Source organism: Candidatus Hydrogenedens sp. (genome assembly GCA_035378955.1).
GTDB lineage: Bacteria > Hydrogenedentota > Hydrogenedentia > Hydrogenedentales > Hydrogenedentaceae > Hydrogenedens.
Genome location: DAOSUS010000060.1, coordinates 1 through 18,516, shown reverse-complemented (window position 1 = coordinate 18,516; position 18,516 = coordinate 1). Strand labels below are relative to the sequence as shown.

At 33.9% G+C, this 18,516-nt stretch carries 18 protein-coding genes and 1 tRNA gene; 3 read left to right on the top strand and 16 right to left on the bottom strand.

The window, feature by feature from the left end; translation table 11 throughout:
• A partial coding sequence (locus tag PLA12_11090) for a coproporphyrinogen III oxidase family protein (GenBank protein HOQ33043.1) occupies positions 1–788 on the top strand: 788 nt, incomplete at its 5' end.
• 101 nt (positions 789–889) lie between these two features.
• Here the strand turns inward: PLA12_11090 and PLA12_11085 are convergent.
• On the bottom strand, positions 890–1,045 hold the full coding sequence (locus tag PLA12_11085) for a hypothetical protein (protein ID HOQ33042.1): 156 nt from the start codon (positions 1,043–1,045) through the stop codon (positions 890–892).
• Positions 1,046–1,399: 354 nt separating this feature from the next.
• Between PLA12_11085 and PLA12_11080 the strand changes: the two genes are divergently transcribed.
• A complete protein-coding gene (locus PLA12_11080) occupies positions 1,400–1,831 on the top strand; it encodes a hypothetical protein (protein ID HOQ33041.1) in 432 nt (143 codons plus the stop codon).
• Between the two features lie 29 nt (positions 1,832–1,860).
• Here the strand turns inward: PLA12_11080 and PLA12_11075 are convergent, their stop codons facing one another.
• From PLA12_11075 to folK, 10 genes are all read right to left on the bottom strand, one after another.
• Positions 1,861–4,656 carry a family 78 glycoside hydrolase catalytic domain gene (locus tag PLA12_11075; GenBank protein HOQ33040.1) on the bottom strand — a complete coding sequence of 932 codons (2,796 nt, stop codon included), beginning with the start codon at positions 4,654–4,656 and terminating at the stop codon, positions 1,861–1,863.
• A 26-nt stretch (positions 4,657–4,682) separates the two neighbouring features.
• Entirely contained in the window at positions 4,683–5,915 is a 1,233-nt protein-coding gene (locus tag PLA12_11070) for a type II secretion system F family protein (GenBank protein HOQ33039.1), read from the bottom strand.
• The gene (locus tag PLA12_11065; GenBank protein HOQ33038.1) at positions 5,902–7,635 is read right to left on the bottom strand and encodes an ATPase, T2SS/T4P/T4SS family; all 1,734 of its coding nucleotides are present in this window, start codon (positions 7,633–7,635) and stop codon (positions 5,902–5,904) included. Before PLA12_11065 ends, PLA12_11070 begins: the two co-directional genes overlap by 14 nt.
• Before the next feature lie 94 nt (positions 7,636–7,729).
• Complete coding sequence (locus tag PLA12_11060) at positions 7,730–8,809, bottom strand: tetratricopeptide repeat protein (GenBank protein HOQ33037.1); 1,080 nt, start codon at positions 8,807–8,809, stop codon at positions 7,730–7,732.
• Positions 8,806–9,399, bottom strand: coding sequence for an RNA polymerase sigma factor (locus tag PLA12_11055; GenBank protein HOQ33036.1), 594 nt, complete (start codon positions 9,397–9,399; stop codon positions 8,806–8,808). The genes PLA12_11060 and PLA12_11055 overlap by 4 nt, the downstream gene beginning before the upstream one ends.
• Positions 9,400–9,462: 63 nt before the next feature.
• The gene (locus tag PLA12_11050; GenBank protein ID HOQ33035.1) at positions 9,463–10,683 is read right to left on the bottom strand and encodes a uroporphyrinogen decarboxylase family protein; all 1,221 of its coding nucleotides are present in this window, start codon (positions 10,681–10,683) and stop codon (positions 9,463–9,465) included.
• A 107-nt stretch (positions 10,684–10,790) separates the two neighbouring features.
• Positions 10,791–11,138, bottom strand: coding sequence for an aspartate 1-decarboxylase (locus PLA12_11045; protein ID HOQ33034.1), 348 nt, complete (start codon positions 11,136–11,138; stop codon positions 10,791–10,793).
• Between the two features lie 17 nt (positions 11,139–11,155).
• Positions 11,156–11,992 (bottom strand): pantoate--beta-alanine ligase, encoded by an 837-nt coding sequence (gene panC, locus PLA12_11040; GenBank protein ID HOQ33033.1) that lies wholly within the window; start codon positions 11,990–11,992, stop codon positions 11,156–11,158.
• A gap of 11 nt (positions 11,993–12,003) precedes the next feature.
• Positions 12,004–12,798 carry a 3-methyl-2-oxobutanoate hydroxymethyltransferase gene (panB, locus tag PLA12_11035; protein HOQ33032.1) on the bottom strand — a complete coding sequence of 265 codons (795 nt, stop codon included), beginning with the start codon at positions 12,796–12,798 and terminating at the stop codon, positions 12,004–12,006.
• A 50-nt stretch (positions 12,799–12,848) separates the two neighbouring features.
• On the bottom strand, positions 12,849–13,370 hold the full coding sequence (gene folK, locus PLA12_11030) for a 2-amino-4-hydroxy-6-hydroxymethyldihydropteridine diphosphokinase (protein ID HOQ33031.1): 522 nt from the start codon (positions 13,368–13,370) through the stop codon (positions 12,849–12,851).
• 138 nt (positions 13,371–13,508) lie between these two features.
• Between folK and PLA12_11025 the strand changes: the two genes are divergently transcribed.
• Positions 13,509–14,885: an alpha-L-fucosidase gene (locus PLA12_11025; GenBank protein HOQ33030.1), complete on the top strand. Its 1,377-nt coding sequence runs from the start codon at positions 13,509–13,511 to the stop codon at positions 14,883–14,885.
• 148 nt (positions 14,886–15,033) lie between these two features.
• Here PLA12_11025 and PLA12_11020 read toward each other — a convergent pair whose 3' ends face one another.
• The 5 genes from PLA12_11020 to PLA12_11000 form a co-directional block, all read right to left on the bottom strand.
• A complete protein-coding gene (locus tag PLA12_11020; protein HOQ33029.1) occupies positions 15,034–15,324 on the bottom strand; it encodes a hypothetical protein in 291 nt (96 codons plus the stop codon).
• Between the two features lie 35 nt (positions 15,325–15,359).
• On the bottom strand, positions 15,360–15,779 hold the full coding sequence (locus PLA12_11015) for a hypothetical protein (GenBank protein HOQ33028.1): 420 nt from the start codon (positions 15,777–15,779) through the stop codon (positions 15,360–15,362).
• Positions 15,780–15,807: 28 nt separating this feature from the next.
• The gene (locus PLA12_11010) at positions 15,808–17,517 is read right to left on the bottom strand and encodes a glycosyltransferase family 39 protein (GenBank protein ID HOQ33027.1); all 1,710 of its coding nucleotides are present in this window, start codon (positions 17,515–17,517) and stop codon (positions 15,808–15,810) included.
• A gap of 151 nt (positions 17,518–17,668) precedes the next feature.
• Positions 17,669–17,745, bottom strand: a tRNA-Arg gene (locus tag PLA12_11005).
• Between the two features lie 46 nt (positions 17,746–17,791).
• Positions 17,792–18,516 (bottom strand): ATP-binding cassette domain-containing protein (locus tag PLA12_11000; protein ID HOQ33026.1); only part of this gene is annotated, 725 nt, incomplete at its 5' end.

Sequence of the window (18,516 nt, the reverse complement as noted above, 5' to 3'; positions counted from 1 at the left end):
TAGGAGTAAATAGAGTTAGTATTGGTATTCAAACATTTTTTGATGATGAATTAGAATATTTAGGCAGAAGACATAATGCAAAAAGGGCGATAGATGCATGCAAAATTATTTCAAATTATTTTGAGAACTGGAGTTTAGACCTTATATTTGGCATTCCATTTCAAACAAAGGAAAGATGGAAAGAAAACTTAAGAACTGCTGTAGAGTTAAGTCCTTCACATATATCAACTTATAATTTAACATTCGAGAAAGGAACCCCCTTGTATGAAAAGAAGTTAAAAGACAAACCTGATGATGATTTTTGTCTTGATTTATATAAATATGCTGAAATATATTTAAATTCAAATGATTACGAACACTATGAGATTTCTAATTTCGCCAAAAAAAATTATCAATGTATCCATAATTTAATATACTGGCATAATGAATATTATTTAGGTATAGGAACAGGGGCATTCTCATTTTTAGGTAATTTACGATGTGCCAATATCTCAACGATAGATGAATATATAAAATACCCAGGTAAGAAAGAAGAGATGGATTACTTATCTGATAACGAAATAAAATTAGAAACTTTAATTCAACATTTTAGACTTTCCGAAGGAATACATGAAAAAAGTTACTTTAATAGATTTTCCACTCATATTGAGGCAGATTTCGGTTCCGCATTAAATAATCTGATTGAGAAAGGTTTTTTGGAATATAACCAAGGCATATATAAACCCACCGCAAAAGGTTTTTATTTAAATAACGAAATAGGAAGACAACTTATAGATTGCATAAGATAAATAATTTTTGGTAATTATATGATATATTCCACATGTAGGATAGGAGATATAAGATAGTTATAGGAAGAAATGAAATAGAGATTATGGAAGTAGCCAAGAAGTCAGCGGATGAAGAGAAGGCTTGCAGGTACCTGCAAGCCCTGGGCTTGTTGAAGACCTATACCACCTGCCCTTTTTGCTCCTCCAAACGGGTAGGCTGTATAAGGAGATGTATCTATAAGTGCTATACCTGTAGTCGGGAATGGTCGCCAAGACAAGGCAGTGTTCTGGAAAAGACCCGATTTACTTATGGACGGCTGTTAATGTTAGAATGGTAGAGACGAATAATTATTCGTCTCCACGGAATTTCATTAATTTTAACCTCCATCTTCTTGGTAGATGTAAATGGATAATCACCAAATTTTTTATAATTATACAATTACTCTACAAATAAATTGGGAGAGTAGGTTTATAAAGGAAATATGGTGTAAATATTAATTATTTTGTTGTATTACCTGAAAGGGTTATAGTTTCGTTATAATCATTGTATAGATGTTTTTTACACTCTTATTTTTACATTTATCATATCTATCGGATTTAATCATTTGAAATTTTATTAAAGGAATTCGTAGATGAAGAAAATAATGAAGATTTTTTGTTTAATATTAAGTCTTTTAGGAGTTATTACAGGATGTAGTCAGGAAAAAGAAAGTGTAGAAGATATAAAGTCAGAGCCGTTACTGCCTTCTGCGGGGTCATATAATCAAAAGGAAATTGTTTCAGACGAAAATGTTGTTAATAATGAGCCTTTAAGTGAACTTCATAAAGGTTTAATAGGCACATTTTGGCGTTTTGAGGAATTTGATATAAAGTTTATAAGTAAGGATAAAGTACATATAAAAGGAGGCGTAGTAAATAAATTATCTCCAAAAGGAATAGAGGCAGAATATAAACTATATGATAATGGTGTTATAGATATAATGGTATTGGGTATGATAAAAACGGGTATGTGGGACGGTAAAAAACTTGTTATTGATGGGTTAATAGGGACAAAAAAAGAGTAAAAAACGATTTTTTTCTTTTTTAGATTAAATCAATTCAGTAATTTGAAATTATAATTTCCATTCTGGATTTTAAATTTTATTTTATTTCCTTCTGTTTTGTAATCAGATATATGTGGATTATTGAGTAAGTCCTGTTCATTTACAGTTATTTTCTTAAACATAGCAGGAAGAATAATATTTCCCTCACAATTGGGGGGTAATTGTATATGCCAGTCAATTACATGGTTTTTCTTTTCCCATTGTGAGATAATTTCGCCACGGATACTATCATAAGAACAATTAACTTTTTGAATGGGTAACAAAAACATGGGTTTAATAATTACCTTATCAAAACCACAGGCAGAATCCGAAGGTGAAATCCCTCCTAAATATTTATAAAACCATTCACTTATAGAACCGAACATAGGATGATTGTGCGAAAAAGTGTTGTCGCTAAATTCCCAGTGTTCCCATAATGTAGTAGCGCCATTTTCTAACATAAATCTCCAGCCGGGACATTCTTTTTGCATAACAATTTGATAGGCTAAATCCTGTCTATCCAATTCACAAAGCGTACTGAGTAGATATTTTGTTCCAAAAATCCCTGTAGTCAGTTTGTTATTTCGAGATATTACATCATTTATAAGATAATTTCCTGCCATAGAAAGTTGGTCAGGTGTTCCCATAGAAAATGCATAGTAAAGGGTTTGATTTGCCTGTGAACCTATACCTATTTTCCCTTCCGCAGGATTAAAAAATTTATTATTAAATTTTTGTTTAATTTCTTCAGCCGTTTTTTGATAATATTTGCTATCTTCCTGTAAATTCAAAATGTTTGCTAATTTTTCTAACAAAATTGCATTTAGGTAATAATAGGCGGTAGCAGTAACTTCGACTTGTTTATCAACAACACTTTCATGGTCTCCAATACATTGCTTTATTATCCCGTTTTCTGCACTTTTTACTAATAATTCGAACCATTTTTTAGCGTAAGGATATTGCTCTTCAATAAGTGTTTTGTCTCCGTAATATTGGTATAATTGCCATAGTAATAAAGGATGAACGGAACCCCATGCAATAGGTCCACTTCCTTCTCCCAAACCACAATCAGCAATGCCTACAAAAGGAGCCGTTTCTGTAAAACCCCCGTTAGGACGGATTTCATCAGCAAAGTCTCTCACTACTTTTCTATAAAAGGCTGACATATCATAATTAAATATAGCAAATTCGCTGGCAGCTACAATATCTCCGCCATACCCAAATTTTTCGCGATGTGGACAATCAGTCTGAACACTATGTAAATTGCTTAACAATGTTTCATCGCACATTTTTTGGATAAGGTTAAGTAGACCTTCGGAAGTTTCAAAATTTCCATCTTTTTCCACAGCCGTATGAAGGCGTTCTGCAAAAATTTCCTTTATAGAAGAAAAATCCTCAACTCCGTCTATTTCTGCATATCGGAATCCGTGATAGGTAAAATGGGTTGTTAAAGTTTCTACCTCATCTCCTTTTAATATAAATACATCTTTCTGTTCTGCCGTAAATGGCTCATCTGAAATTTCAGGTATTTGATGATTTTTTATTTGTCCCCAAACTGATGTCATTGGATTTAAGTTACCATCGGGATATAACAGTTCACCATATCTTACTTGAATTCTTTGACCTTCTGTTCCTTTAACTTTCATAAAAATTCGACCTGCCATATTTTGTCCAAAATCAACCAGCCATTTGTTTTCTGTGATTTTTTTATAGTTTAGTGGTGAATATCGTTCACCTACTTTGATAGGGGGTATTGGTTGGGCTAATAATTTTCCAAGATTTAAATCTTTTGCAACAATAGCATTTTTCCAGTTTGAATCGTCAAATAGAGTGTTTTCATTCCAGCCTTTTGGGTCTTTTCTACCATCATATTCTTCACCCAAATACACATTATTTTTTACAATAGGTGATAAAGTTACTTTCCAATTTTTATCTGTATTTAAAGTTATTTTTTCACCATTTTTTGTATATATCACCAACATAGCCTTAACTTTAGGAATACCAATAGTCAGTGATTCCCGTAGATTAAACCTTTTCCACATTCTTAAGGGTAATGGGTTATACCAGCCTGAACCTATTTGCACCCCGATAACATTATTACCATTCGTGATAAAATTGGAAACATCATATACTGAATAGAATACCCGTTTACTAAAATTTGTCCAGCCCGGGTCTAATTGATGGTCGCCAATTCTAATTCCATTTATATAGCATTCATAGTAGCCTAAACCGGTTATGTATAACCTTGCTTTTTCAATGTTATCAGTTATAGCGAAAGCCTTGCGAAATAATAAAGCAGGATTGAAATTAAAAATTTCTTTATCAGTCATATTTCTTGGATATATTTCATCAGGAGGTTCAATCCAATTTGCATTCCAGTTATTATCCGAAATTAATCCCATTTCCCAAAAAGAAGGCTCACTAAATTCCGAAACACGGTTTTTTTGGTCCCAAACACATACTTTCCACCAAACTTTTAACCCGGGTTCTAATGTTTTTCCTGCATATTGTATTTGCAAGTTGTTTTGATTGACTTTCCCCGTATCCCATAAATCCCCTGCGTTTTGGTTCAATTTTTCAAGACTGGAAGAAGCAATAATTCTATATGCAGTTTGAAAAATACCTTTTTCTGAAGAATTATTTTTCAATTTCCATGTTAAGCATGGATTTAATAAATCAACCCCTAAAGGTTCTTTCAAATATTCGCAACGGAGGTCATAAGGAACCATAGGAGAGAGGTCTTCTGCTATTAATGAAAATGATATAAATAAAACGAACAAAGAGACACAGAGTAGCATTTTAAGCATAAGATACCCTTTCCTAAGATTTAATTTTATGTTCCGATAGCAGAAGTTAATGTAAGCATAGGTAAAAGCATTGCAATTACAAGAAAACCTATGATTACACCCATAATAACAATCAAAGTAGGTTCAAATAATGTAACCATTGCTTTAACGGCTCTATCTACTTCTATATCATACGCATCTGCAATTCTTTTAGCAATGATACCAATTCTACCGCTTTCTTCACCTACTGCGAACATACTTACAACAATAGGGGGGAAGTGAGGGCATTTTTTTAAGCTATCACTGATACTTTCACCTTCTTTTACTAAATCATGGGTAGTTTGCACTTCATCACGAATCACTGCATTGGTCATCGTTTCTCCTGTAATTTTTAACGCAGTCAGGACAGGAACCCCATTATCCATTAGTGTTCCAAATGTTCTTGCAAATTTTGCCATCTCATACTTCTGGATAACTCCACCGACTACAGGAAATCTTAACAAAAAGGTATCTTTTTGCCTTTTCCCTTCTGATGTTTTGAAATAAGAATACATGGCTAATGAAAATAAAATCCCGACAAAAATAACAGCCCACCACCATGTGCCCATAAAACCACAGAATTTCATTACGATAATAGTTGGTAGAGGTAATTGAGCGTTAAAATCTTCAAAAACAGCAATAAATTTTGGGAATACAAAAGATACCAGGATAAAAATGGCAATACTCCCGACGATTAGTAGAAACACCGGGTAGATTAGTGCGGAAATTACTTTTCCCCGTAATTCTTCTTCTTGCTCACTAAAAGCAACAATTCTCCACAGTACCTCGTCTAACATTCCACCTGTTTCACCTGCACGAACCATACTGCAATACATGGGAGAGAATATTTTGGGATGCTTTTCAAAAGCATCAGCCAGATTACTTCCTTTCTGGACATCTTCGTAAATTTGTTCAACAACCTTTATCATGGCTCGATTGGGAGTTTGTTCTATAATAGTCCTCAATGCACGAGTGAGAACCATCCCCGATTCAAATAAGTTTGCTAATTGTCTAAGGAAAACATTTCTATCTTTTAATTTAATTCTTTCCCAGCCAGATAGTGTAATTCTTTTTCTATCTTTTTTTTCGTTTGAGCTTGCAGAATAAACTTCTTCAACTTTTAATGGGAAATAACCTAATTCACGAAGGCGACTTACAGCCGATTTTCGGGATTCTGCTTCAATTTTACCTTTGATAATCTCCGTGGGACCTTTTTTTACTTCATATTCAAATGTCGGCATGAGTTTCCTCCATGATTTCAGCATCAGCTGTTACCCGCAATACCTCCTCTACTGTGGTTAATCCTTCCATAATCCTCTGCCAGCCAGATGCTCTTAATGTTTTCATGCCTTCGGATAATGCTTGTTTTTTTATAGCAACGGAAGTAGCCCTTTGAACAGTTAATTCTTTTATCATTGGTGAGAAAGGCATAATTTCACAAATAGCCATTCGACCCCGATACCCCGTAGAACGACAATGTTCACAGCCACTCCCTTTATAAAAGATTATATCGTTATTTTCTTTTTTGTAACCAAATTCGGCTTCTAACACATACGGGTCGGGATTATCCTTGGTTTTGCATTGATTACAGATTTTGCGGACAAGTCTTTGTGCCATTGAAGCAATCATTGTGCTTGATATAAGGAACGGTTCTACACCCATATCAATTAAACGAGTTACCGCACCAGGAGCATCATTTGTATGTAAGGTGCTTAAAACTAAATGCCCTGTTAAACTGGAACGGATTGCCATCTCGGCGGTCTCATAATCACGAATTTCTCCGACGAGCATGATATCCGGGTCATGACGAAGCATAGAACGCAAACCTGTAGCAAAATCAAACCCTATACGGGGATGAACCTGCATTTGTGTGATACCTTGCATTTGATATTCTATTGGGTCTTCTATGGTGATAATTTTTCGGTCTGTTCGATTAAGTTTATCCAGGGCTGCATATAGAGTTGTAGTTTTACCACTTCCCGTTGGCCCTGTAACTAAAATAATTCCATAAGGTTTTGTAATAAAAGAATTAAACAGTTTAATGTCATCACTTGAAAAACCTAATTTATCAAGAGAAAGGAACATAGATGTTCTTGATAAGATACGGATATTTATTGTTTCTCCATGAGGAGTAGGAAGGATAGAAACACGCAAATCATATTTACCATCACCCAAATTTGCCATGATTTTTCCGTCCTGAGGCAATCTTTTTTCGGCTATATTTAAATTTGCCATGATTTTTATACGCGAAACGATAGAAGAATGAAAATTGCGTATTGAAGGAGGAGTGGGCACTGTATGTAAAATACCATCTATACGGAAGCGAACGCGTAAAAAGTCATCAAAGGGTTCTATATGAATATCTGTTGCTTCCGCACGAATTGCCTCAACAATTAATTCGTTTACGAATTTAATTATAGAAGCATCGATTGTTTCATCACCTAAATTTGCACTGACTGCCGTAGATTCTAAATTGACCTCTTCACCTGTATGTTCCTCACTAACTAAAATTCTTTCAACGGTATCTGCTCCAACACCGTAGTATTCTTTAATGGCTCGTTGAATTTCTTTGGGTGTTGTTACTACAGGTTCAATTCTTTTTTTTAGCACAAGTCTTATATCATCTAATAGACCTGCATTAAGTGGGTCAGAAACAGCAACAACCAGTGTATTGTTTTTTTCTTTTACAGGAACAAATTCATAATGTGTAGCAAAACGAGCCGGTACAGACTTTATTAGTTCTTGTGGAATTTCCGTATTCGATACAATAACAAAATTGAGCCCGCAATAATTGGCTAAAAGGGAGTAAACCGTTTCCTCTGTGGTTATCCCTTTTTGAATAAGAATTTGGCTTATAGGAAGACCTTTTTCGTTAGCTTCTTCTCTTATTTTCTTTGCCTGTTCTTCGCTAATAATTCCTTCTTTTACAAATTGTTTTTCGAAACTTTTCGGTTCAATCATAAAGAAAGGGTTTCCTTATATTTTAAATGCCTTAACTCTGGATACAATTATAAACGAAGAAATATTCAAGAAGGGAAATAGAAAATTTATAAAATTATGGTAAATGAACAAGTCGCATTAAAGCCTCATTTGCAAGGGGGGATAGTTGCTTAGATTCGGAATTAACTACATATTGAAATGATGTTTTCGCCTTTTCATAATCTTTCTTTTGATTCCAATAGATATTTCCTAACACATAGTTGACTTGAGCAATGGCTATGGGTTCTGTTAAATGTCCTTTCAAATCTTCTAAGGCTTTTATTGTTTGTTCTGGATTATTAAGATTACTTGAATTACTTATACAATCAATCATGTAAGAAACGGCTAAATTAGCAACCATCGTCCCCGGATAATTGGCTACTATTTTTTCTAACTGTTTTATAGAATTATCATTATTTGCAAGAGAAGAATTTAATTCGTATAAAGGTTTAAATTTATCTTTTTTTATCTCATCTAAAAGGTTATAACGATAAACGGCTTCCGGTGAAGAAGAAAAGATATTAGGGTAATTGCTTCTTAATTGTGAGTATAAACGATAAGCCTCATCATAATGTTCTGATGAAGTGTATTCCAAATCGGCTAAAAGGAGTAATGCTTGTCCTGCAATGGATTGCCCATTATTATTTTTAATAAATTCTCTTAGTTTATCTTTTTGATTCTCTAAGGGACCGTCATAAGTAGTAACGATTCCTTGTTCAGGGGATGATAGTGATGTAAACGATGCGGAATTATTTCCTACCTTGTCCTGCTTTTGTAAAATAAATATATTCACAAATGCATAAATAAGGACAAGAGAGATGGCTCCAAGACTGTATGCAATTTGTAGTTTGGGTTGAATTAGGGGTGTTTTCTTACCTTTTTCCTTGGAAACTTTATCTCTAATATAAGGAATAACATTTATATCTTCTAAAATTTCTGTACTATATAAAACATCTTTAACCTGATTAATTTTCTGAGAAAAAAGAAGTATATCGTCATATTTTTCTTTACATTTTTTGCAACTTTCTATATGCTTTTGTAATTCGGACAATTCTTCATCGCTTATTTCATCACAACATACAGAAACGATTAATTTTTCATAATAACTGCAGGGATTAAACATGCAGTAAAGCCATGAAGCAATTTCGATTTTCATAAATCAAATTTCCCTAATTCATTTCTTAATTTTTGTAATGCCCGAAATAAATGAACTTTAACACTACCAACGGTACATCCTAAGTGTTCCGCAATTTCACTTAAAGAATAACCTTGATAGTGTCTTAATACGAATACTGTTTGCTGGGTTTTTGATAATTTAGTTAAAGCATTTCTTATTTTTTCATCAATTTCTTTGGCTCTGGATAAATCTGCAGGATTAGATGGTGAAACGATGTAATGTATTTCGTCTTCATTAACTTTAGCGATTCCTTCATTTAAACTTTCATGGCTTGTTCTTTTTCTTTTCCGTAGGTAATCTATAGAACGGTTAACGGTTAATCTTAAAAGCCATGGTAAGAAGGAACCTCGTGGTTCCCATTGATTTATTTTTTCGTATGCTTTAACCAGAACTTCCTGTGTCACATCCAGAGCGTCCTCTCGATTACCGGTTACCCGATATGCTGTAGCATAAACTTTTCCTTGATACCTTCGAACGATTTCTTCGAATGCTTTTAAGTCACCCTTCTTCCAGAGAAGGGCTAAATCTTCATCAGAGTATGATTCAAAGTTGGGTTTGTCATTATTCATTTATAAAACGCTTTTCCTGTTTCTAATGTTAACTAAATTTTATATAAGATTTATATAAGATTTTTATCCCTTTATTGATTGAGCAGTTTCATATATTGTTTTTATTTTCCATGGTTCGATTTCTGCAAGAATATTATGAATAGAACAAAATACATATCCACTTCCTCTGGAAAATACGGATACAATTTCAGAAACCTGTTTAATAATATCTTCTTTATTACCTAAGGGAAGTGTTTTTTGAGTATCAATTCCACCACCCCATAAAACCACTCTCCCTTCACATTTCTTCTTCCAGTCATGATAATTGTATTTCCCAGCAGTCCATTGGACAGGATTTAATATATCAAATCCACATTCTATAAAAGAATCCAATAAGTCATAAACAGCACCGCAACTATGTAAAAAAGTCTTAATATGAGGTGCCTGAGTATGAATATATCTGTTGAATTCCTGATAATAAGGAAGAAAGAGCCGTTTAAATGTATCAGGAGATGCAATAAGATTACTTTGAGTTCCCCAATCATCTGCATTACACATATATATATGGACATAATCTTTTACATGGGGAAGTAATCTCTCCAGTTCGGAAATAGCGTGATTTAGTAGAATTTCATGTAATTCCTTTACTTTTTCTTCATTCGTTAAACATAGTAATGGGAAATAACCCACTCCTCCAAAGTTCCCAATACCAATGCCCAGCATTGGTCCATTTAAGAAAAGAGCACGGTCTGTCTCCTCATACGCTTTTTTACAAATTTCCGAAACTTTTTCTATCGTCTCATCACTTAATTTGTGATTAAGCAAATCCTCTTTTATTTTTCCTAAATCAAGTTCGGGTAAATCGTTGTCAAAAAAAACGGGTTGTCCACCATGTTCAGAATCAAAGACATAAGAGTCAGGAGGCATTCTTAAACCATAGTCAGGCTGGGTAACTGTTCCATCTTCTAAAACTTTAAAACAAGATGCGTTTATCACTTTTGCTGATAATCTACCACCAAAATCAAAATAATCCCATTGATTTTCCTCTACATACCCATTTGCAAACCCCATCCTAATTGTTATTACATCACAGCCTAAAGTATCGAGAACATCTAAATCTGGCAAAGCAAGCATTTGTCCTGTATCATGGACATAAGGCAACCTTTCCTCTAATTCTAAAAATTTAACTAAATGAGGATATGCAAAAGCACTTATTCCTGTGGAGTCCATACCTCCTAAATCCATAGGAATACGGTCGGTTTCTAAAAAATTTAAAGCACGAATTACCCGTTCTCGATGAGTCATTTATTACCCTTTATTTAATGCAATTAAAGGCTTATAATATCAAAAACAGAAGAAAATTTTCATAGAAAAAGATAGGAAACGGAAGGGATATCTTTTATTTAAGAATGTTAGATGGGCTTATTATCTTTATCTACATGAACAACAATCGGTTTCCAGCCTTTTGCTTGTTCTTCAGGAATTTGAATAAAAGACACAATAATAAGTAAATCACCGGGTTGACCCAAACGTGCCGCTGCACCATTTAAACAAATAGCACCACTTCCTTTTGGACCTTCTATAGCATAAGTAATGAAACGGTCACCCGTATTAATATTGAACACATGAACCGCTTCATAGGGATGAATGTTTGCTTTATTTAGCAAATCAATATCTATAGTAATACTTCCCTCATAATTCAAGTTTGCATCAGTAATTTTTGCTCGATGTATTTTACTTTTAAGCATTGTGAGGAACATTTTACGGTCTCCATATACTAAATTTTTATTTTTATATTATCTATTAATCTTGCCCTTCCTACCCATGCGGCTACTGCAATTAATACCTCTCCTTGAAGAGTAGATAACGGTTTCATCGTCTCTGCATCTACTACTTCTATATAGTCAATATCTACATTAGACATTTCTGACGAAAGTACCTCTTTTATACGCTCAATAGATTTTTCTCCATTTTTGATAAGTTCCTCTACTTTGAACAATCCTCTTGATAAACATAAGGCTTCTTTTCTTTGAGCAGGGGTTAAATATTGATTGCGAGAACTCATTGCTAATCCATCGGGTTCTCTGACGATAGGCATTTCAATAATTTCTATACCCATATTCAAATCCCGTACCATTCTTTTGATAACAGCACATTGTTGGGCATCTTTTTGTCCAAAATAGGCTCTATCAGGTAGAACTGCATTAAATAATTTAGTTACCACCGTTGCAACACCACGGAAAAAATGAGGACGAGATGCCCCGCATAAGCCCTCGGATACTTTTTCTACTACTACATAAGTAGAATAATCTTCAGGATACATAGTTTCTACGGTAGGAGCATAAATTATATCAACACCTATGGAAAAGCACATTTTGCTATCTTTTTCAAAAGAACGAGGATAGGACTCAAAATCTTCATTAGGTGCAAACTGGGTAGGATTAACAAAAATACTTACTACAGTCACATCATTTTCTGCCACAGAAGCCCGCATTAAACTTAAATGTCCCTCATGAAGAGCCCCCATAGTTGGAACGAAACCAATTGTATGTCCTTCCTTTTTCTGAATTAGGGACCAATTACGCATTTCTTCTGGAGTATTTATAGTTTCCATGTCTTTTCTCCTTATGTATACCCATGTTTTTCTTCCGGGTACTTACCTTGTTTCACTTCATTTACAAAAGTAGAAAAAGCCTCCTTCATATTTTCACGAATATTTATATAAGTCTTGGCAAAACGAGCCTTTCCCCAACCTAATAAGTCATAACATACAAGTATTTGGCCATCACAATCAGGTCCGGCACCAATTCCTATAGTGGGAATATCTAAACTTTCGGTTATTTCTTTTGCCAAATCTGAAGGAATACATTCAAGCACAATAGAAAAGCATCCCACTTCTTGTAATTCTTTAGCCTCTTTCTTTAATCTTTTTCGACAGGCTTCTGAGCGTCCTTGAACTTTATAACCACCTATTTCAAGTATGGATTGAGGAGTTAATCCTATATGTCCCATCACTGGGATTCCTGCTTTGATTATCTTTTCGATAACATCACCATATTTAGATACAGGACCTTCTAACTTTACTGCTTGGGCACCTCCTTCGGAGATTAATCTACCTGCATTTTTTAATGCCTCTTCAGGGGAAATTTGATAAGATAAAAAGGGCATATCCGCTATAACGAGGGTATTATTTACAGCACGGGTAACAATGGAGGTATGATATGTCATTATATCCATAGAAACTTTTAGCGTATTTTCTCCTCCCATTACTACCATTCCTAAAGAATCTCCTACTAAAATCCCATCTACACCTGCTTCTTCTACCAATTGGGCGGTAGGAAAATCATAAGCCGTTAATAATGCAATCTTTTCTTTCTTCTGCTTTTGCTCTAAGAAATGTACTACTGCCTTTTTATTCATTTTTTTCTCCTGAACCGTGACTTCATCATACTGAATCCGTCCCGGTCCCTTTAGGGCTCCAAGCGGAGCGGTTCAAGAGTTACTTTTAACTCTGTTTTTACTACTTTACCTTTGACTTCCGAACCTAATAATAATTCTTCAATTGTTTTACCCGTAATTGGGTCAACTTTACTGCCACATAAATCCGCAAGAGGTTGTAGAACAAAACGACGGTTGCGAAACTCTGCATGAGGAAGAACTAATTGAACATCATTGATAATTGAATCATTATATAAAATGATGTCAATATCAATAATGCGTGGTCCCCATCTTTCTTGTTGGGGTGTTCTTCCTAATTGATATTCAATTTTTTTTATTTCGCTCAGGAGTTCAAGCGGACTTAATTCCGTCTCAATCTCCACTGCGATATTCAAAAAAGTAGGTTGATTTCTATTACCTACGGGCTCCGTTTCGTATATGTTCGAAGCCTTTTTAACTTTTGTTTTGGATATTTCATTTAACTTTCTGATGGCATTGGTAATATTATCAAACCGTTCACCTAAATTACTACCAATACTTAAATAAGCCATCATATTTAATGCTTTCTTATATTATAACACTTTAAAAAATATAATTAAAACTATTGTTAAATTATTTTTGATTTTTAATTAACTTTTATCATATTGTATTTTAATCAATTAAAACCACAAAAGAGTAAATGGAGACCTATCATGATTAAAACTTATCAAATAACATTTCTATGTTTCATTATACTTGTATTTACTATCATAATATTTTCTTTTACGGCGTTAGCCCAAGATTATACTAAAGAAAGTAAAGAACAAAAAGACCAGCGTATGAAATGGTGGAGAGAAGCACGATTTGGTCTTTTCATACATTGGGGTTTATATGCAATTCCCGCAGGTAAATGGGGCGATAAAACAAATTATGGAGAATGGATACGGCATGAAGCCCAGATTCCTCTGCCAGAATATAAAAAACTTCTTACTCAATTTAATCCTATTAAATTTAATGCAAAAGAATGGGTAAGAATGGCAAAAGATGCAGGCATGAAATATATTGTCATTACCTCAAAACATCATGATGGATTCTGCTTGTTTGATTCCAAAGTAACCGATTGGGATGTAATGTCAACACCGTTCCAGAGAGATATTTTGAAGGAACTTTCTGACGCATGCAAGGAAGAAGGGATGCGGCTCTGTTTTTATTATTCTATCATGGATTGGCATCATCCTGATTATTTGCCCCGTAGAGACTGGGAAAAGGAACAGCGTCCCGAAGGTGATGCAGATTTCAATCGCTACATAGAATACATGAAGGCACAATTGAAAGAATTAATAACCAATTATGGTCCACTTGGAATCTTATGGTTTGATGGGGAATGGGAAAATACATGGACACATGAAAAAGGTGTAGACCTATATAATTATGTCCGCTCCTTGCAGCCAGATATTATTATCAACAATCGTGTTGATACAGGTCGTTCAGGTATGGAAGGCACTTCTGAACCTAAAAATGTAGGAGACTACGAGACACCTGAACAAAAAGTCCCAGCCACAGGCTTGCCCGGTGTTGACTGGGAAACCTGTATGACTATGAACAATCACTGGGGATATAACGCAGTAGACAAAAACTTCAAATCAACAAAGGAACTAATCCAACTTCTGGTGGACATCGTTTCTAAGGGTGGTAATTTCCTTCTCAATGTAGGTCCTATGGCAACTGGAGAATTTCCACCTGAATCTGTGCAACGACTCAAAGAGATAGGTGAATGGATGAAAGTAAACAGTGAATCCGTCTACGGCACAATAGCCAATCCATTTGAAAAAACGCCATGGGGCAGATGCACTCAAAAGAAACTCGATAATGGACACACCATTCTTTATGTCCATATATTCGATTACAAACCTAATGACAAGGTTGTATTGCCAACAGATAAATCACCTGTAAAGGTATGGTTATTGAAAGATACCTCTAAAACAATCGAAACATCACTAAAAAAGAACAATCTCGTTATTAAACTCCCCGGAATAGAGCCCGACCCCTATGACACCGTTGTCGCCTTAGAATTTGAAGGAAGTTTATAAATTATAATATGTATTACCTGTCAGGGGATGGTAGGTTGTAGGATGAGTGAGTAAAAGAATCCTTGAAGAGAGTTTTATCTTTCTGTTTCTGATAAAATGGAATAGTAAAACTTAAAAACAAGAATAGAAGGGTTATAAGGTCTTTTTTTCATGAATAAGCAAAATACAATAAGCCTTGTTTGATTAAATCTGTTTTCCAAATTCCCGTGCCTAATTTTGCATAAACTGTGTTTGGAAAAGGAAACCCATAATAAAAGATAGAAAATACTTCCCATAAAACCAGAGGTATAAAGCCTAAACATAGATAGATAAATCCCTGTTTCCTATTCTTTAATTTCCAATATACATAGACCAATGCAGGGATATAAGGTAATATACAATCTTGTCTATTCAATGTAGCAAGAGATGCTATAAATGAAAGCAATAACAATCTGTTCATTGTAAATTTCTTTTGTAAAAAAACTATCATGAATATCACAAGTGCAAATGACTCATTGGATTTTCTAATCCTGAGGAAGAAAAATCTATGTAGGCTCGGGAAAATCCTAATATGCTTGTGGCAATCAAGACTTGTGAAAGATTTTGTGCTATGCCTGTGAATAAAAGAATTATCGTAAGCAGGGAAATGCCAAATGAAATAAATATCGGGGTGAGAAACATCTCTTTTGTCAATGCATAGAACGGAATATGCAAAAACATCCATAATGGGTGAGTATATGCCTGAACCCGTTCGTTAACATTCCAGCGCAAGCCATAACCATTTACTATGTTATCTACTGTTCTAAATGATATATATGCATCATCACACAACCAAGTGGTGCGAAGAAATAAAATAGAAAAGAAAGCTAAGAGAGAAAAAAGCACTAAATATTTACTGACTTTTGACAATGTCATAAATTTGGTTATTTCATTAGATACAAAACTATTTTTTATCTATTGCCTCGATTGTTGGCATCTTCTTCAAGATATAGATTCCAGGATTTACAGAAAGTATATCAATGTATAGTTCTCTTTTCCCTCCAAGGCGAATCATATCTGATTTCTGTAAAGAATTTTCTATTAAAGAATTTTCTATCAAAGATATTATCTTTGATAATTTATTCGCTTTTTCTTTAAAGACATCTTTTTCTGCAACAATATTAGTAGGCACAACGAAAATTGATTTACTATCTTTAATTTTAATCAATTCTTCTAATGGGACCACCTCTTGTTTAACTTTAATCTTTCGTAAATCTTGCTCATGCATTCGTAACTCTTCTGCAAAGTATACCTTATTTATGTTTTTCATCTTATTATTTATAAAATCAACTATTTGAGTTCTGGTATCTTTTGAATAGTAAATTTTCTTACTAACAGCAAAACGGTCATAAGATAAGTTTAATAAGTATATTGTAAATATAATCGAAACTAAACAAAGAGAAAAATTTATCTTATGTTTGTGGAAAAAATAGTTTTCCAAAAATCTGAGGAATAGGTAAATAAAGTAAACACCAGATGCAAATAGTATGGAAAAAAAAGGATAAAAAAGTATGAAGTTTTGGTGTAAGTTTACTTTCATTTTTGTCATAAAGTAAAAATAGAATAACGGCATAATAAAAGTAAAAAACATAGTTGGTTTAAAAATACCAATTATACCCAGTGCTATAATTATTAAATTGATGGTCCCTAGATTATTATGAAATTCGCTAAATTGAAAAATCATATTATCCCATCCGGGTTGAGATGTGCTTTTTTCAAGCACTTTATTAAAGACAACATGGCCTGTAACTTTATAATGTCTTATTTCGAATCCTACATGTTCTAAAAATGTTTTTATATCCAAAAACGCATAAGGCATCACGATAAGAAATGTAATAGCAGGGATAACAGGTATTAGATACCACAAGTAGGGTTTAACTACATCTTTTCTTTGAAATCGAACTATTACAAGAGCAATAAGAGGAACTATAATAATTAATCCTGCGTTATACTTTGTCGCAATAGTTAAACCTACACATATTAAAGATATTATAAAATATTTTGTTTGTTTATTTTTAATAAAAATGATAGAAAAAAGAGTTGTAATCATTACAAAAAATGCTACTGGAATATTTGGCATAAGATAAACATTTTTGACATGTATATCTAATGCAGCCAAAAATAAAGCCGATAATAAACCTACCCATTTATTAAAAATATATTTTGTGGTTAAAAAAGTAACAAAAACTGTTAAAGTCCCAAATATAGCAATTATTACTCTACCCCAATGATAGAAACTAGGATGAGATAGAGTAAAAGGCCAACCGGTGTCCATATTAATTTTAATATCGTTTAGGCTTGTAAGATAAGATTCTGCACTTTCAGGTTGTCCCATTAAATAAAAGTAATGAACAATATCAGATAAAAAATTTATGTAAATCAATAATGAACCATAATTAAAGAAGTGAGGATTTAGGTCTCCTGTCTTTAACATACGAAGTGCAGTGCTACCAATTTTTGGCTCATCAACATTGTGAAGATATGGAAATCCCCTTTTTGTATACATATATCGAACGGTAAATGCAAAAAGGATAATCAAAATCAGCAATAAAACAAAGAAATATTTACTTTTAAAAAAACTTATAAAGCAATACCCACCTCGTTTTATATCCATTATTCACAACCTTTTGCATACATTATTCTTTTTGCTAACCTAAAATTAATTATATTAATTTGTTTGTAATATTAGCAATATATATAATGTTAAGTTCATATTTGATGGTAATTCTATTGGATTATTTCCAGTGATTTCAAGAATAAATAAATGGCGCGCCTGGTGCGACTCGAACGCACGGCCCACGGCTTAGAAGGCCGTTGCTCTATCCACCTGAGCTACAGGCGCGTCTTGTATTTCCCCTGCTTAAATTATACAAAAAATAAGGTATAAATCAAAAATCTGTTTCATCTTCAAAGGTATGATGAGACTTTACCCCAATAAAAACGGTCATATCCTTTTTTAACTGTAATTGTTGATATTCTTCTACCGTTATCATAGCCAATAAAGGATTATTTTGTCCATTAATGAGTTCAACCTTAACCATAGGACCCGCAGTATTAACATACAGCACCTTCGCAGAGATGGGATTCTCTCTTGATGCTTTTAATGCAATAGATATTTGATTTGGACGAACAAAAACCTGCTTCTCTATGCCTCTTGATTCATTGGGTAGAAAAACAATTTCTCCTGAACTCAATTCGCGTGCATGGAAAAGGTTCACATCCCCCAAAAACTGAAAGACAAAAGGCGTTTTAGGTGAAAAATATACCTCTTCAGGTGTGCCTATCTGCTCAACATGTCCCTGATTCATGACAACCACACGGTCAGATACTTCAAGTGCCTCTTCCTGGTCGTGGGTTACAAATACACTTGTTACATGAATCTCATCATGCAATTTCCGTAACCAGCGTCGTAGTTCCTTCCGAACGCGTGCGTCCAATGAACCAAATGGTTCATCCAGAAGCAAAATTGATGGTCTTATCGCCAATGCTCTTGCTAAGGCCACCCTTTGCCTCTGTCCACCAGAAAGTTGCATAGGATAATGGTCTGCCAGAAAATCTAATTGGACTAACGATAGCAAATCCATAACGGTTTTTCTGATTTCTGATTCTGAAG